Raw genomic sequence first — 15870 nt, 5'->3', positions numbered from 1 at the left:
TATGGAATATTTTGTTGAGACAGGAACCAGTCACCAGGATGTTATGCAGACAATTTTTCATAAATACGGTGACCAGGCCAAGGTGATGCATACCCGGCATGTGAGAATTCCGGGATTTCTGGGGATTTTCTCCAGGGACGGTATTGAGGCGACCGGGTATTTACCACGTGAGCCGGTGCAGCGTCGGAAGATCGATATTGAGGATGAAAAACGTAAGATACTCAATTCGGTTAGTGACAGAAATGCTGAGCGGAACGGTGATAAGAATGGTGAAAAAAAGAATGGGGAAGCAGATCAGCAAGCCTTGCAGCAGATACTCAGCGAGGTCCAGTCACTGAAGGAACAGCTCGGCAGCAAACGTCAGGATAGTTCTACAGCTGAGCATCCAGCAATCAGCCATATAGAAGAACTGCTTCTTGAAAATGACTTCAGCCCGCGGTATATCCGGGCGATGCTTGATCGGGTAACGAGGGCCTGCTCCATGGAGGATCTCAAGGATGTAGAGGCAGTCGAGCAGCAGGTGTTTACCTGGATTGGTGAGGACATCACGATTTATCCCAGGGAACGGGCCAAACGGCCGGAAGTATTCATTCTGGTAGGTCCTACAGGAGTTGGAAAGACGACTACCATAGCCAAGCTCGCAGCGATGTACGGCCTCGGCCGTGGGGGTGAACAGAAAACCTCTGCCAAGGTCAGGATTCTTACCATCGATAATTATCGTATTGGTGCCAGGCAGCAGATAGAGACCTATGGTGATATTATGGGTATTCCTGTAAATAGTATCGAAAGCAAGGAAGAGATGAAGAAATATCTGGGTATGTACCAGGATGCGGATATTATTTTTGTTGATACAATCGGTAAAAGCCCCAGAGATTTTGAACGCCTTGGTAAGATGCGGGCTCTGCTTGACGGCTGCGGTGCAACGTCGTCTGTTCATCTGGGAATGAGCGCTACAACAAAGGCTTCCGATATGCATGAAATAATCCGGCAATTCGAGCCATTTGGATATAAATCTGTAATACTTACAAAACTTGACGAAACGAACCGGATCGGCAACATAGTCAGTGTATTGAAAGAGGCTGGAAAACAGGTGAGTTATGTTACCTACGGCCAGAAGGTTCCTCAGGATATCGAGCGGGCCACAGTGCCGTTCTTGCTCAAGCATATCAGCGGATTCTCCGTTGACCGCGGCAGGTTATATGAACATTTTGCGGAAGCTACCGCACATACTACATTCGAGGGAGAATTACATGGCTGATCAGGCAGAAACCTTGCGTGAACTGATGAAATCCTCACCTGAATCAAATTCAGGTACTGGATCCAAGACTAGAATAATTACAGTAGCCAGTGGAAAGGGCGGAGTAGGGAAGACCAACCTCAGTACCAACCTGGCTATTGCTTACGGGCGGATGGGCAAGAAGGTGGTGCTGATGGATGCCGACCTCGGTCTGGCAAACGTCAATGTCGTAATGGGGATAATTCCGAAATATAATCTGTATCATCTGATACGCAAGCAGAAAACCATGCGTGAGATCATTATGGACACCAACTATGGAATCCAGATCGTCGCAGGAGCTTCCGGCTTTGCCAAGATTGCAAATCTTACAGATGATGAGCGTGACAATTTTATTCATGAAATTGCTGAACTAGCAAATGCTGATATTATTATTATCGATACCAGTGCGGGAGTTTCCAGTAATGTTATGTCATTTGTTGCTGCAGCCGATGAGGTGCTGATTGTAACTACGCCTGAACCGACTGCAATAACAGATGCCTATGGTCTCATAAAGATCATAGCAACCGAAATCGAAGACTCGGGACTGGGTCTCAAGCTGATTGTGAACAGGGTGAAAAGTGTCACTGAGGGAAAAAAGGTAGCTGAACGTGTAATCAACATAGCAGGACAGTTTCTGAACCTGAAGGTAGATTATCTGGGCTATGTATATGAGGACCCAATTGTGCACCAGGCAGTACTGAAACAGAAGCCGTTTACAATTCTTGATCCTAAAAGCAAAGCCTCTGCTTCAGTTTTCCAGCTGGTCAGCAGACTGGAGAAGGTCGAGTACAGGGAAGGCAAGGGCGTCGGAAGCTTTTTGCGTAAATTTTTCAGTACTCAGAGTGACTGAGCATGTGATGAGGCATTGATCAGATGGTATAACTTGACGGTTGCCGTCTTTTCACCTAATCTTTAATATTGAATGGGGAGTGGGATAATTTCATGAGTTTCCAACTGCGTTTTACCAGTATACTCGCGGGCACTGCGTTTATTATTGCCTTTCTGGCAGGAATAATTGCTGGTATACCCTTTGGATATATCCTGCTCCGTAGTCTAATCGGCTCAGTCGTGTTCGCAGTTGTCGGTCTGCTTGTATCATTCATTGTCCAGCAGTTCCTTCCCGAGCTCCTTGAAGAGCAGACTGATTCCGAGCTGTCCGTAGATATTTCTGTAGGTGAAGATGATGATGATGCATTGCGCCGCAGTGTTCGAAGCAGTGACGAAGATTCTGCAGCTCCTGAAAGAGAAAGCAGACAGAAAAACAGTAACGATGAATTTGATCAAGCACAGGATTCTGATGAAATCCGGGATAATGATTATGGTGACGACTCCAGCCCACGCTTTCGTCCCGGTATAGAGGCAGATCTTGTAGAAGAAGTGCAGGAGTACAGGGCGGTAGCTGATGATGCAGGATCCCGAGCTTCAGCCTCTGAAAGCCAGGGATCAGGTTATTCTGCAGACAATGAAGCGGATGAACTAGATGTCGATGAATTGCCGGACATGGGGGCAATGTCTGATGCATTTATTACGACAGAAAGCGGTGGTGAGGGAGAAGATTTTTCGGGATCTGCCGGTGAGGCAGATGGAGAACAGGCATTGGAAATGGCAAAAGCAATCCGCACAGTATTACATCGGGAACAGCAAGGATAAGGTGGTATGGAACAACAAATAGCCGGCAAAACAGAGGAAGAACTCTGGCGGGAATATCGGAAAGCCAAAGATCCGGCAATACGGGACCACTTGATACGACAGTACTCCCCATTGGTTAAATATGTAGCAGGCAAAGTGGCTGTCGGTATGCCGCAGAATGTAGAATTCGATGATCTGGTTGGTTACGGGGTTTTCGGTCTTTTTGATGCTATCGAGAAGTTTGATCCGGACAAGCATGTAAAATTCAAGACCTATGCCGTAACACGTATCCGCGGTGCAATTTTTGATGAGCTCAGGTCGATTGACTGGGTACCTCGTTCTGTACGGCAAAAGGCCAGAGAGGTCGAAACAGTCATGCGGGATCTTGAAGCCAGCCTCGGGCGTTCTGCCAGTGATGAAGAGATGGCTGGAGCCATGGGAATCAGCGTAAAAGACTTTGAAAAAACGCTGATCAAGATCAGCGGTACATCCATGCTTTCTCTGAATGATGTGTGGTATACCGGCGATGAGAGCGATAATGTCTCCATTGCAGACAGCATTGAGTCCTCACCTTCCATGAATCCGGATGTAATTGTAGAAAAAGACGAGATTCGCAGAGTAATAGTTCAGGCAATCCAGGAATTACCCGAAAAGGAAAAGAAGGTACTGGTGTTGTATTATTATGAAGATCTTACGTTGAAGGAAATCGGAGTTATTCTCAAGGTTACTGAATCACGGATTTCCCAGTTACACACCAGGGCTATTATGCGGCTCAGGGCTAAACTTACCAATATAAAAAAGGGAATCCTGTAAGGCCGCCTTGATCTCGGAGGGCCAATGATCACCTATGATAAAATCCGCGATTTTATGCGGGCCATGCATGATGAGGATCAGCAGCGGCGTTCGATTACCGTTAGTGGTGCCACTCTTCAGGAAGCGCTTGAGCAGGCAAGTATCGAGCTTCAGGTGCCTGTCTCGGAAGTTGAATATGAACTTATAGACAAGGGAAGTGCAGGCGTGCTTGGTTTCGGGAAAAAACCGGTAACCATGCTTGCCTATGCAGCACAGAAGCAGAGTCTTTCCATGGACAGTTTCGACGGAGACATGGGATTCGACCTTGGTTTTGATGATGTATCATCGACCAACAGGCCAGGTGAAGCCCTGGTCAAGTTCACACCCCAGGGAATAATGCTGAAAATCAAGCCTCCCGTTGGCGAAGGAGATCTGGTTACTGTCAGGAAGGCTATGGATATTATATCCGCCAGGACCGCTGACAAGGTCAACATCGGAACAGTTGAAAAGGCCGTGAAGCGGGCAGAGAATGAGTTCATCAAGATTGCTGACTATGCCTATAACCCTGCTAACGATGCCGCTCTTTCAGTGGAATTTGCAGAATCAGAAATGAAAGCCTATCTTACCCTGTTTCCTCCTGGTCCCGGCGGGGCAGATCCGATGCGTCGGGTTCTCGAACAGTTCCTGAAGTCCAGTGATGTGGTCCATGGAATCAAGACAGAGGTAATCGAACGCCTGGACGAAAATCCATTGTATAAGGAACCTATTCTGGTTGCAGAAGGAACTCCTCCTCAGAACGGCAGAAATGCCAGTATACAATACACCTTTCAGACAGATACCAGCCAACTCCACCTCAAGGAAGATGAAAAGGGTAAGGTTGACTTCAAGGAACTGAACATTATCCAGAACGTAGTGGAAGGACAGGCCCTTGCCAAGCTTATTCCCCCGGAACCCGGTAAGGATGGATTGACCGTTACCGGTAAATCCCTGCCAGCAAGCGACGGCAAGAATCTCCGGCTTGAAGTCGGTAAGAATGTGAAACTTTCTGATGACGGAAGGACAGCAATCGCCCTGATCAACGGGCAGGTAATTATGCATAATAACAAGCTATCCGTTGATCCTGTGTATACCGTAGACGGTGATGTCAGCCTCAAGACCGGAAACATTACGTTCCTTGGTACAGTAATAATTTCTGGCAGTGTAGCAGACGGATTTGCTGTCAAGGCATCCGGCAATATTGAAATCCTGGGAACTGTCGGAAAGGCAGATATTGATGCCGAGGGAGATGTAATTGTACACCAGGGCATTACGGGGCGTAATGAGGGCCGCATCCGCTGCGGTAAAAGTATATTCGCGAAGTTTATAGAGAACTCCAATGTTCAGGCGGGAGAGTTTGTTGTTGTAAGTGATGGAATAATCAACTCCCAGGTGAACTGTAACCGCAGAATACTCTGTCAGGGTAAGCGTGCTTCAATTGTCGGCGGTCATTTACGGGCCTCTGAAGAAATTGCAGCCAAGACACTGGGCTCGGTTGCCGGTGCGGAAACCATTCTTGAAGTAGGATACGATCCCCGGAAGAGAGAAGAACTCGAGAATCTTCAGGCAGATGAGTCACGTCTGAAGAAGGAGCTTGATGAAGTTGCTCTGAATGTCGCCAATTTCGAGGCGGTACTCAAATCCGGAAAGAAACTCAGCGAAGACAAGCAGAAGGTATATAAGGAACTCCGGCGTCGGAAAGCAGATCTTACTATGGAGCTGCAGGACATTGATCAATCCATCGACAGTGTCAAGAATTATCTGGCTCAGCTCAAGAATCAGGGAAGGATAAGTGCCTCCGGAACCGTATTCCAGGGTGTGAGAATAAATATCAGGGAAGCAGTTCAGGAAGTAAGAAGCGAGTACAAAGCCGTGACCTTTGTGAATGAAAATGGAATGGTGAAAATAACCAAGTATGTGCAACCGGCAGAAATACCGGTGGGGAGGTAGCTATGTCACTGCAGCCGCTTGACCTGCAGACCCTGTTCTCCCGCATGAACCAGATCGGGCGTGATCAGGCTGCTATGAAAAATGCTGAGGTGCACAGCCAGGAAGCTGCCGGTCGCGAGATTGAGCAGAAAACAGCTCAGAAGAGCCATAGCGTGCAGCAGAGCGAAGAAATACAGGATGGCCCTGAAAAGGTTCACGATGACGATGAAGCAAAAAATGAGCATCGTCAGGGTTTCCAGAAGCGTCAGACAAAAGAAGATGAGGATGAACAGAAAGCAGCATTGAAGGACCCGGATCTCGGACAGAATATTGATTTTACAGGATAGGATATACTAATTACATGAGTACTCTTTACAGCTTGCTTGTTTCATTAACTGTCACTTTCGGCATGAGCATAGTATTGCTCAGACGGATCGAGGTGAAAACCCGTTCCAGGAAGATGATGGATGAACTCAGATCAGAGATTGGCGGCGTCATTGTCGAAATGAATGCCAGTACAGACCGGAATATCCAGCTTATCGAGGACCGCATCCAGCAGCTCAAGGAAATCATTGCAACTGCAGATTCACGTATACAGCTTCTGAATGCTGAACTTGCAAAAGCTAAGAAAGGTGATGAGCTGTATGTTCAGCTCCGGGGGTCAAAACGCGGAGCTCCCATGACCACAACAGCTGCAGTAGAGAAAAAAACAGATCAATCCTCAGATACTCCTCCCGACACTTCTGAAGCAAGCTCCGCAGATGTCCCGGATCCTGCGAGTATTGAAGACGCTGCAGATGTATCGAATTCTACAGCTGATTCTACTGCATCTTCAGACGTGGGGGTTGTAAGAGGAACAGAATCAATTGCAGTGTCTGCAAGTGATTCCGGACCTGATTCTGCTTCCAAAGGCAATCCAGCACCGGAGGATTCCGGAGGATCTTTACAGCAGGTTGCAGGGCAGCCGGCATCAGATCGGCCGTCAACCGGACAGGATGCTGCGGGGCAACAGCCTGCGGGACAAACGCCTTTGAGGATGCGGGTATGGGAGATGTATGCCGCAGGGGAAAAAATCGAGCGTATAGCTGCCCGTATAGGACGGACTGAAGGTGAAGTCGAGCTTATGATCTCATTATTACCCAAGGATGAGACATGAAATATGTCATTGGAATCGATCTGGGAACTACAAATTCAGCAATGGCAGTCTGGAACGGGAGCAGTGCAGACATAATCCCGAATGACAGGGGAAACAGAATTACTCCTTCGGTTGTAGCCATGACAGACTCCGGTGAGATTCTGGTGGGTGAATCAGCGGTCAATCAGGCTGCGGTTAATCCCTCGCAGACAGTTTTTGCAGTTAAACGAAAAATGGGGACCTCGCACCGTTTTGTCCTGAATGGTATGGAATTCAGTCCCACCGAGATCAGTTCATGGATTATCAGCAAACTGAAGCAGGACGCCGAGTCGTTTCTTGGTACCGAGCTGCATGAAGCAGTAATAACTGTGCCAGCCTATTTCAGCGAGCAGCAGAGACGGGACACAGTCAACGCCGGTGTGCAGTCCGGTCTTCGGGTGCTGCGGGTTCTGAATGAACCGACAGCAGCGGCCCTGGCATATGCCAGCCGTGAGGAAAACAAGCGTACCATTCTGGTGTATGACCTCGGCGGAGGAACCTTCGATGCTAGCTGTCTGCTTCAGGATGGGGACAGATTCACAGTGTTGGCTACTGCAGGTGATACCGAGCTTGGGGGGATCGATTTTACCGATCGGCTGTTCTCCATGGTCTATGATGACTTCCGTAAGCAGGCTGATACTGATCTTGCGGATACTATTATCAGACAGCAGCTGTATGAAATGGTAGAGCGCTGTAAGATCGAGCTCTCATCCCGCGAGGAAGTGGATGCAGCAATTCCCTTCATTGGAGCCGCCGGAAAACCTCTGCATCTACAGAAAAAAATCAGAAGAATTGAATTGAATGCGATGATTTCAGACCTGGTTGAACGCAGTCTGCAGATTACCCGTCAGGTACTGTCAGATGCAGCTGTTGAGCCATCCCGAATTGACTCTCTTGTCCTCTCCGGGGGATCGAGCCGAATTCCATTGATTCGACACCTCTTGAGTGAATCTCTGGGTTGCAGTCAGGTTTCTCAGGTGAATCCGGACGAAGTTGTAGCACTTGGAGCTGCGATACAGGCCTCAATGATCAGTGAAGATCGGCAGCTGTCTCTTCGGGATGTCACAGCTTTTGATCTTGGGGTGGAAATTGACAAGGGCCGCTTTGCAGCAATAGTGAAACGAAATTCAACTCTGCCCGTCAACGCCCGGCAGATGTTTACCACTATTTCCGATCATCAAACCGCAGTTGAAATTCATGTTCTGCAGGGAAATCATCAGAAAGCAGCCGAGAACAGCAGTCTTGGTCGTTTTCTACTTTCCGGAATCAGGCAGGATAAACAGGGGCAGCCCCGCATTCAGATTGATTTCAGCGTAGATGTGGATGGTTTTGTTTCGGTGAAAGCAGCAGACAAGGATACTTCTGTCAGTCAGGGTGTAGTGCTTTCAAGCAGTACCGCAGAACCGTATGAGGCGGACACCGGTTTGCGTTCAAGGGTTCAGTCGCTTGTGTTGAGGCTGGAGGATGGCTGCCGGCAGCATGGGACGGGACTTGATGATGACTATATGCGGGAGGCGCGTGAACTTTGCTCATTAGCGCGCAGGGCAGTGCTCCAACAGGATAGTGAAGGCTTGCTTCAGGTGAAAGCTGCACTTGAGACAATGTGCATTGAATTGCAGGCAATGGGAGGAATCACTCGTGAACAGAATTAACGGCCAGAATCCTGTATGCGGTGAGAGCGCAATGAGACGCCGGCTTGGAGTATCTGATGACGCTGATCTGCAGGAAATCAAGGCAGCATTCAGGCACAAAATCAAGAAGCTGCATCCAGATAAAACCCGCAGCAACGGTCAACATTGGGCAATCAATCAGCTTATTGAAGCGTATGCAGGACTGAGCGCATTATATAAAACGGGGAAGCCTTCCCGTACTTCTGGCATCATGAACCCGGATATGGAAACGGCAATCAGTGATATCTTTGCAATCGGTGAACTCTCTCAGGCGAGTACAGATCCGGAAGTAAGGATTGCGGCTATACAGGCTCTCGGTAGAAGCAGGAAGCGGACTGCGTTTATGTTTATCCGGAAAGCACTGTTTGATTCCGAGCCCGACATTGTGCGGGCTGCCGTTTCTGCTGTCGGTGCTCTTCGTATGAAACAGGCCATTGGTGATCTTGCTGTCGTTTTCAGCAAGGGAGATCAGCATACAAGACTTCTGGTACTGAATGTGCTGTCTTCCATGGATTTCGCTGAGGGCAGCCAAGCTGTCCTTGATCTTGCCCTTGAGGATCCTGACCGGATGATCCGGCAGGAAGCAGCGCGTATGCTGAAATCAGATGAAACCCTCCACCTGCGAAGGAGAGCATGATGCCGGCAGCAGATTTTTTCTGGCGTGACACAGAACAGTTACTGTCTTCACTGGTTCAGATACTTCCCGGTATATCCGGAAAACCAGTCAGTGTTAACCAGGCTTTTCGCTATGTTCACTCAATCAGATCCCAGGCGGAATATCTGCGCATCAGCGAACTGATCTGTCCTGCAGGTGATCTTGAGGACAAACTTGGTGCCCTCAGACTTGAGAAAGCAGAAATAGAGGGTGATGAGCTTGCTGAATTATGCCGGGTCGCACAGGACCTGCAGCAGATATTCCTTCAGCTGAAAGAGACCGGAGGCGAGTCATCAGGAGCTGGAAGCAGGGATATTGAAGCGCTGGTTGATTCCCGATCATTCATGCCTGCAGAAAATGATTCTGATTTATTCAGCCGTCTGATTGACGGAGCGGATCAGAATACCTTGAGGCATGCAGTCCGCACGGCAGAGCGTAATGCTGAACATATGTACTGGCTGCATCTCAAGCTTCGTGAGCAGCCTGAATTCAGAAAACACAGGAAATATTTAATACTTCATACAGTCGAGCAGAATCTGCATGTGTGCCTGAACTCGGATATTGATGATGGGAGTTCAGATGATTTTGCAGTGTTGTTTTCGGGCAAGCAGGATGAGGAAGAAGTGAACAGACTTCTCCGCAGCAGCGGGATTAAAGCCATGCAGTTGCAGAGACTTGAATTCAAGCAGTTCCTGCAGAGAATAGGTGAAAGTCCGGCCTGCGATCCTGGATTGCTTGGTCAGGCTGACCGTGTCAATTTATCTCTCAGTAGCCGTTCCTATGAAAGCTTTCTGCTTGGGCTGCATCTTATCAGGGAACGTTTTGATGAACGATCGAGAGCAATCAGCCAGGAGCTTTTAGGCTTGCTTTCAGCCTCAGGAATGGTACCAATAACGGATATAATCTCGGAACTTGTCCCTATGACAGAGCAGCTTGCTGATCAGCAGAAAAAGATGGTTCAATGCCGCTTGATGCGAAGTGAGGAAAAAGTACCAGCGACAGTCGCATCTGTGCTGCGTGAGGCACTGGTTCACCTGCTGCGGAATGCTGTGGATCATGGAATCGAACTGCCTCAGGAGCGCTTGAGAAAAGGGAAAAAAGCCGCAGGAACGCTCAGAATCGAGCTATCAACTGATGAGGATTGGCTTGATATTCTCATTCAGGATGATGGGCGCGGTATCTCTATTCCCGGGATGCCGGAAGATACCGGTGAACTTCTTGATATGCTTTGTCAGCCTGGTTTCAGTTCTGTTGCAGGCGGGAGTACGGTGAATTCGGGAGGGAGCGATTCTGATCCAGGTAGCGCTAAAAGTTCTGCAGCAGTGATTTCCGGTCGCGGGGTCGGTATGGATGCTGTCCGTCATAGTATAGAGAATCTTCTGCATGGTAAAATCGAATTGATTACCTCAGCAGTGAGCGGTCAGGAAGGCACTGGATTCCTCTTGAGAATACCCCGGAATCCAGCTGTACTGAGTGTTTTGATTGTACGTGACCTGAAGCAGGAACTCTGGGCAATTCCCGGTCTCTGCATATATGACCGTTTTCGTCTTTCTTCGAACATTGTCAATCAATCTGCTGACTTAAATCTGTACTGTCAGTATGAAGACAGGATGATTCCCTTACATGATCCTGATGGTTCACGCAAGTCCAGTCTTCCTGAAAATCAGCTGGTACAGGCTGTCAGATTGGCATACAGAGGCTGCGAGCATCTTCTGGTAATCACCGAAGCAATCGCGGAGGAAGGTGTAGTATTAAGCGCAGACCGGGTCTTTTCCGAACTGCTTCAAAAGCACGTCCAGTTGTGGGATCCCTGGGAATTTATCGAACGGATATAGATCAGTCGGCGGGAGGAAATTTTGAAAAACGGGAAGTTAATATATGGTTGTATGGAGATCGGTGGCGACTGGAGCAGTGATCAGGTCAGTCCCGGCACAGTAGATGCTGCAGAAGAGTTAATCATTCCCTTGATTGAGGATGGAATTACAGATTTCGATCATGCAGACATTTATTGCAGGGGTAAGTCTGAACTGGTTTTTTCACAGGTTCTTCGCCGTCATCCTTCCATAAAAAGGGAGAGCCTTTACATTCAGAGCAAATGCGGAATTCGTTTTCCGGATGACGACTACCCAGGAGCGCCTGGTCGTTATGACTTTTCCTATGATCATATTGTGCGGTCCGTGCATGAGATTCTGGAGCGACTTGATACCTCTTACCTTGATATGCTATTGCTTCATCGACCCGACCCCCTTGTGGAAGTTGAGGAGATTTCCAGGGCCATGGAAGATTTGGAGAATGAGGGTTTGGTGCGTTCTTTTGGAGTAAGCAATCATTCTGCATCACAGATTGCTCTGCTCCAGTCAGCTACCGGAGACAGAATTGAAGTGAATCAGATGCAGTTCAGTCTTGGACATCCTGATCTTCTTGAAGCTGGAATAAGTATAAACCAGAGAGAACCGGGGTATCGTCTCTTTTCCATGGATACGCTGGAATACTGCAGGCTGAATAAAATTACCCTGCAGGCCTGGTCACCTCTGCACCGCGGCCGCTTTACCCGGCAGGACATAAACGATCGAACTGCGGCCGAGGCTGCTGCGGGAGAATACATCCAGTATTTGGCCAGGGAGAAAGAATGCAGTCCGGAAGCCATCTTGATCGCCTGGATTTGCCGTCATCCCGCAGGAATTGTGCCGGTGGTAGGAAGCACAGATCTTATACGCGTCCGCTCGGCTGCAATGGGCTGTACCCTTGATTTAAGCCGAGAGGAGTGGTATCAGCTGTTTATTCTGGCCCGTGGAGCTGTACTTCCATAGTTCTTTTTTTGAGTCGTTAGAAAACCCCACAATTGAAATTCTGTAATTGTTTTTCCTGCTGGGACTTAGGATAGAAAAGCCTGCATTATTTTCTCGAAAAGCTTATGTATCGATATAATTATCAGCAGGAAAAGAGAATACAAGCAAGATTTGTGGGGTTTTCTAACGACTCATAGTGCAATTCAGGCGGATATGCTGTTTTTCACGATTTGCCAGAGATCGGCATCGATATTGTATCCGTTTATCCTGGTGTAGCGCGCTCCAGAACGTCCATGTTCACATATGCCGAAGGGCCCGTCAAAATTCCAGAATGCCCACCCCCAGTTGTTTTGGCGGAGAACGGTGAACAGGTCCTCAAACCATCTTAGCGCAGAGCTGTTCGGGACAGTATTATAGCAGCCTAGTTCACCGATATGCACTGAAGATCCCATGTTTTCCAGATTTTCCCATGGGCGGAAATGATCACGAATGGTTTCAATTGTCCAGATTTTTCCATCATATTCAGTGCCGGGATAATCCTGAATCTTCATACCGTGTGTTTCCTCGCACCATGATGCATTATAGTGGGTAAGGCGCATTGGTTGGTATGCTCTGCCGCTCTGAATAACTCCTGGCTGGATTAATTCGGGTATCGGGATATTGCCACCGGATAGTCCATCTACTACAATGATTCGATCAGGGCTGACTTGTTTGATTGTCTGGATCGTTTCTGCTATCAAGGAGTTATGGCTTTCCAGAGACATGTTGTATTGTCCGATCCGTGGAGGTTCATTCAGGAGATCAAAACTTAGTTGTTCAGATGTGTAACTGGAATAGCGTTCAGCCAGGAATTTCCAGTATGCGATGAACGCAGTTCGCGCCGGCGCATCAGTCCAGAGGTTATGAGCCTCCATCTCAGCTCCGTTTATGCAGTAGCCTGGAGCTCGGTGAAGATTAAGGGAAGCATGCATGCCCCGCTCGGTGATTGCTGAAATGTAGCGATCTATTTTTTCAAGCGCCAGGAGATCGAGAGGGAAATAGGAGAAATCATGATTCAGATACCAGTAATTTACGGGGACCCTGATAAAAGAGAATCTATTTGCAGCTGCAAAGTCCAGCATCCTGAAATCAGGTTCAAGAGCCGGTTCAGGATAGCTATACATCCACTGAACATTAAAACCGGTATGTCTGAATTTCATTTTATCCTCCAGATTTGCAAAGAAACCGGTTTCAGCTTATTATAAGGAATACAAATTGTCAATCTTGAATGAGGAGAGGGAATGAGCAGTGAATCAAAAAAAATGCTGACAATTGAGCATATTGCCCGATTAGCCAAGGTATCCAAGGGTACGGTTTCGAAGGTACTGAATAATCGTCCCGGTATCAGCCAGGCGACCCGGGAACGTGTGTTGGCTTTGGTCGAGGAATTCGATTTTACTCCAAATTCCGCTGCTCAGGCTCTGGCCAATCAGAAGACAGGGAATATCGGTATTATTGTTCCTCATGAGGCCGGGCATTCTCTGAGCGGCGCATATTGGTCGCTGCTAATTACAAGTGTTGCATCTACTGCGATCAATAACGGATATAACCTCCTTGTACTTACGCCAAAACATGAAGGGGCAATTGAAGATGCGTATGAACCGGTACTCAGAACCAAAAAGGTGGATGGATTGATTATTGGTTCTGAGCATCTGGATCGCAAGAGTATTTCCCGTCTTCTTTTGCAATCTATTCCATTTGTGATGATAGGCAGGAATCCTGAATTTCTGCATTATCATGTAGATGTCGAGAACTATCAGGCTGCATTTGATATCGTGTCTTATATGTTTGATCATGGCTATAAAAGTCCAGCTATACTGACTGGACCAGGCCAATACCATTATAATCAAAGACGGATAGCCGGTTACAGGGCTGCTCTTCAGTCTCATGGTGTAGGTAGTGAATTCATTCATTCAGTACGTGATTATGAAACTGAGGACATTCGCCGGCATACACGTGAAATGTTCGAAACTGGTGGCTTTGACAGTCTGTTTATTGGAGCTGGAGGCGCATTTCTGTTTGATGTCATTGACGAGATGCGTGAGCTTGGTATCCCGTTCTCGGATTACGGGTTGACTGTTTTTGATGACTATCGATATCTGGATTTTATTGAACCTCGGATGACTGCAGTTCGACAACCTATATCGGATCTAGGATCTTCAGCAATGGAAATGCTGCTTACACTTATGTCAGGTGAAGATCCGGATGAATCAGAAGTAATTATACCAGCATCTATTATACCAAGAAGCTCTTGCGGTGAGGACAGGTAACATTTCTGCTTGACGCATATAGAATCATGGCATACTCTTGTGAAACCGGTTTCTATTAAATCAGGGGGTGTGTTATGAAAAGAAATATATTGTTATGTCTTGGACTGTTATTCGTCGCAACAGCTTGTGCTGTATTATCGGAAGCTGGAGATCGTATAGATTCGGATGTATCAGTGTCAGAGGCTGAAATCTTCAAACTTGAAGACCTGCCTGCGAGTTTATCGGTTACGTTGGCAGGGGCTCAATCGCTTGCTGAAATTGGTGATTATGCGCGTTTTGAAGACAGAGGGCGGCTGGACTTTGTTATAGATGCTGTTGAGGATATGCGGCTTTCTCTCGCTGTAGTATCGAGAGTTCAGGCAGGTTGGGGGAGTAAACACAACGATGTGCATGTGAATGATGAGTACATTGGTGAGTTTATCAGTAAGGACTCAGGCAACTGGATGGAAATTCTGGTAGGTGATGTGCTCCTGGTACAAGGGTTGAACAAGATATCTATCCGCCCGCATTGGGGTTATTTCGATGTTCAATCTATCAAGCTAGATTATCCAGAGGATTATTCCTGGATCTTCAATGTGGAAGCTTCACTTGTAAATCCTGATGCTAATGATAATACACTTCGTTTGATGCAGTTTCTTGTAGATAACTATGGTAAAAAAGTGATTTCAGGGCAGATGGATCTGACCTGGGACGATTCCATCGACATGTTTTCTCGTGTATATGAGGACACTGGACATTATCCAGCCCTCGCGGGCTATGATTTTATGAACTACACCCGGGATGTTGATGGAGGCAGTGGTCTGCTACAGGTTGAAGAAGCGAAGCAGTGGTGGGCTGATAATGGAATTGTATCTTTTATGTGGCATTGGCGTGATCCAGGTAGAGCCACCTATGAATTCTACAGCGATAGAACTGATTTTTCCTTGCCGTATGATATTGAAGCGGCAGAGTGGCTGACTGAAAGCAGTGATTATTCCCATATGATTGAGGATATAGATCTGATCTCCGGGGAATTACTGCGTTTGCAGGATGCGGGAGTTCCGGTGTTATGGAGGCCTCTGCATGAAGCCAGCGGCAGATGGTTTTGGTGGGGAAGAAGTGGTCCAGATGCGCATATCGCTCACTGGAAGTTGATGTACAGGCGGATGACAGAGCATCATGGACTCAATAATCTTATCTGGGTCTGGAACGGCCAGCATCCGGATTGGTATCCGGGAGATGATTATGTAGACATTATTGGTGAGGATGTATATCCGGGAAGAAACGAATACGGCAGTCAGTCTGCCAGGTTTCTGCAGGCGGCGGCCATGATTGAGGATCGGGATAATCCGAAATTAATAGCCTTGACAGAAAACGGATCGATCCCTGATCCTGATCTTATCAGACGCGACGGAGCCTGGTGGTCCTGGTTTATGGTCTGGAATGACGGAAGAAGCACGAATACCGACAGCAACAACTTCTGGTCAGGAGAATGGCATAACGATCAGCAGCACAAGCAGCATGTATACAATCATGAATTGGTAATAACCCGAGATGATCTACCGGAGTTGTCTTCCTATTGAGTCGTTGGAAAATTCCACAAAGAATTACCGGTTATAGTCGCCTTATTCA

14 protein-coding genes are annotated in these 15870 nt (G+C 47.6%); 13 read left to right on the top strand and 1 reads right to left on the bottom strand.

Annotated features, from left to right (window positions below; translation table 11 throughout):
- Position 1: 1 nt before the first annotated feature.
- From flhF to ACYQ2L_RS07245, 11 genes are all read left to right on the top strand, one after another.
- A complete protein-coding gene (flhF, locus tag ACYQ2L_RS07295; protein ID WP_460053447.1) occupies positions 2 to 1258 on the top strand; it encodes a flagellar biosynthesis GTPase FlhF in 1257 nt (418 codons plus the stop codon).
- The gene (locus ACYQ2L_RS07290) at positions 1251 to 2126 is read left to right on the top strand and encodes a MinD/ParA family protein (protein WP_460053446.1); all 876 of its coding nucleotides are present in this window, start codon (positions 1251 to 1253) and stop codon (positions 2124 to 2126) included. Before flhF ends, ACYQ2L_RS07290 begins: the two co-directional genes overlap by 8 nt.
- 92 nt (positions 2127 to 2218) lie before the next feature.
- Positions 2219 to 2926 carry a hypothetical protein gene (locus ACYQ2L_RS07285; protein WP_460053445.1) on the top strand — a complete coding sequence of 236 codons (708 nt, stop codon included), beginning with the start codon at positions 2219 to 2221 and terminating at the stop codon, positions 2924 to 2926.
- Between the two features lie 6 nt (positions 2927 to 2932).
- Positions 2933 to 3718 carry an RNA polymerase sigma factor WhiG gene (gene whiG / locus ACYQ2L_RS07280; RefSeq protein WP_460053442.1) on the top strand — a complete coding sequence of 262 codons (786 nt, stop codon included), beginning with the start codon at positions 2933 to 2935 and terminating at the stop codon, positions 3716 to 3718.
- 24 nt (positions 3719 to 3742) lie between these two features.
- Positions 3743 to 5683, top strand: a complete 1941-nt coding sequence (locus ACYQ2L_RS07275; RefSeq protein WP_460053441.1) for a FapA family protein — start codon at positions 3743 to 3745, stop codon at positions 5681 to 5683.
- Between the two features lie 2 nt (positions 5684 to 5685).
- A complete protein-coding gene (locus ACYQ2L_RS07270; RefSeq protein ID WP_460053439.1) occupies positions 5686 to 6009 on the top strand; it encodes a hypothetical protein in 324 nt (107 codons plus the stop codon).
- A 14-nt stretch (positions 6010 to 6023) separates the two neighbouring features.
- Positions 6024 to 6818 carry a hypothetical protein gene (locus tag ACYQ2L_RS07265; protein ID WP_460053438.1) on the top strand — a complete coding sequence of 265 codons (795 nt, stop codon included), beginning with the start codon at positions 6024 to 6026 and terminating at the stop codon, positions 6816 to 6818.
- Complete coding sequence (locus ACYQ2L_RS07260; RefSeq protein WP_460053437.1) at positions 6815 to 8488, top strand: Hsp70 family protein; 1674 nt, start codon at positions 6815 to 6817, stop codon at positions 8486 to 8488. The genes ACYQ2L_RS07265 and ACYQ2L_RS07260 overlap by 4 nt, the downstream gene beginning before the upstream one ends.
- On the top strand, positions 8475 to 9143 hold the full coding sequence (locus ACYQ2L_RS07255; protein ID WP_460053436.1) for a HEAT repeat domain-containing protein: 669 nt from the start codon (positions 8475 to 8477) through the stop codon (positions 9141 to 9143). Before ACYQ2L_RS07260 ends, ACYQ2L_RS07255 begins: the two co-directional genes overlap by 14 nt.
- Complete coding sequence (locus ACYQ2L_RS07250; protein ID WP_460053435.1) at positions 9143 to 10996, top strand: ATP-binding protein; 1854 nt, start codon at positions 9143 to 9145, stop codon at positions 10994 to 10996. The genes ACYQ2L_RS07255 and ACYQ2L_RS07250 overlap by 1 nt, the downstream gene beginning before the upstream one ends.
- Positions 10997 to 11017: 21 nt before the next feature.
- Positions 11018 to 11971 carry an aldo/keto reductase gene (locus ACYQ2L_RS07245; protein ID WP_460053434.1) on the top strand — a complete coding sequence of 318 codons (954 nt, stop codon included), beginning with the start codon at positions 11018 to 11020 and terminating at the stop codon, positions 11969 to 11971.
- Between the two features lie 182 nt (positions 11972 to 12153).
- Here the strand turns inward: ACYQ2L_RS07245 and ACYQ2L_RS07240 are convergent, their stop codons facing one another.
- Positions 12154 to 13149, bottom strand: coding sequence for a glycoside hydrolase family 5 protein (locus ACYQ2L_RS07240; protein ID WP_460053432.1), 996 nt, complete (start codon positions 13147 to 13149; stop codon positions 12154 to 12156).
- Between the two features lie 81 nt (positions 13150 to 13230).
- Between ACYQ2L_RS07240 and ACYQ2L_RS07235 the strand changes: the two genes are divergently transcribed.
- Both ACYQ2L_RS07235 and ACYQ2L_RS07230 read left to right on the top strand, forming a co-directional pair.
- Positions 13231 to 14259 carry a LacI family DNA-binding transcriptional regulator gene (locus ACYQ2L_RS07235; protein ID WP_460053429.1) on the top strand — a complete coding sequence of 343 codons (1029 nt, stop codon included), beginning with the start codon at positions 13231 to 13233 and terminating at the stop codon, positions 14257 to 14259.
- A gap of 74 nt (positions 14260 to 14333) precedes the next feature.
- Entirely contained in the window at positions 14334 to 15821 is a 1488-nt protein-coding gene (locus ACYQ2L_RS07230; RefSeq protein WP_460053425.1) for a glycosyl hydrolase, read from the top strand.
- Positions 15822 to 15870: the final 49 nt, after the last annotated feature.

This window comes from Spirochaeta dissipatitropha (assembly GCF_054657935.1).
The sequence above is the reverse complement of the archived record's forward strand: the minus strand, read 5'-3'. Positions and strand labels throughout refer to the sequence as shown.

Excerpts from the sequence above, each read along its gene's own strand:
- ACYQ2L_RS07275 (WP_460053441.1), top strand. The coding sequence starts at position 3,743 with ATGATCACCTATGATAAAATCCGCGATTTTATGCGGGCCATGCATGAT.
- ACYQ2L_RS07250 (WP_460053435.1), top strand. The coding sequence starts at position 9,143 with ATGCCGGCAGCAGATTTTTTCTGGCGTGACACAGAACAGTTACTGTCT.
- ACYQ2L_RS07270 (WP_460053439.1), top strand. The coding sequence starts at position 5,686 with ATGTCACTGCAGCCGCTTGACCTGCAGACCCTGTTCTCCCGCATGAAC.
- whiG (WP_460053442.1), top strand. The coding sequence starts at position 2,933 with ATGGAACAACAAATAGCCGGCAAAACAGAGGAAGAACTCTGGCGGGAA.
- ACYQ2L_RS07230 (WP_460053425.1), top strand. The coding sequence starts at position 14,334 with ATGAAAAGAAATATATTGTTATGTCTTGGACTGTTATTCGTCGCAACA.
- flhF (WP_460053447.1), top strand. The coding sequence starts at position 2 with ATGGAATATTTTGTTGAGACAGGAACCAGTCACCAGGATGTTATGCAG.
- ACYQ2L_RS07290 (WP_460053446.1), top strand. The coding sequence starts at position 1,251 with ATGGCTGATCAGGCAGAAACCTTGCGTGAACTGATGAAATCCTCACCT.
- ACYQ2L_RS07240 (WP_460053432.1), bottom strand. The coding sequence starts at position 13,149 with ATGAAATTCAGACATACCGGTTTTAATGTTCAGTGGATGTATAGCTAT.
- ACYQ2L_RS07260 (WP_460053437.1), top strand. The coding sequence starts at position 6,815 with ATGAAATATGTCATTGGAATCGATCTGGGAACTACAAATTCAGCAATG.
- ACYQ2L_RS07235 (WP_460053429.1), top strand. The coding sequence starts at position 13,231 with ATGAGCAGTGAATCAAAAAAAATGCTGACAATTGAGCATATTGCCCGA.
- ACYQ2L_RS07285 (WP_460053445.1), top strand. The coding sequence starts at position 2,219 with ATGAGTTTCCAACTGCGTTTTACCAGTATACTCGCGGGCACTGCGTTT.
- ACYQ2L_RS07265 (WP_460053438.1), top strand. The coding sequence starts at position 6,024 with ATGAGTACTCTTTACAGCTTGCTTGTTTCATTAACTGTCACTTTCGGC.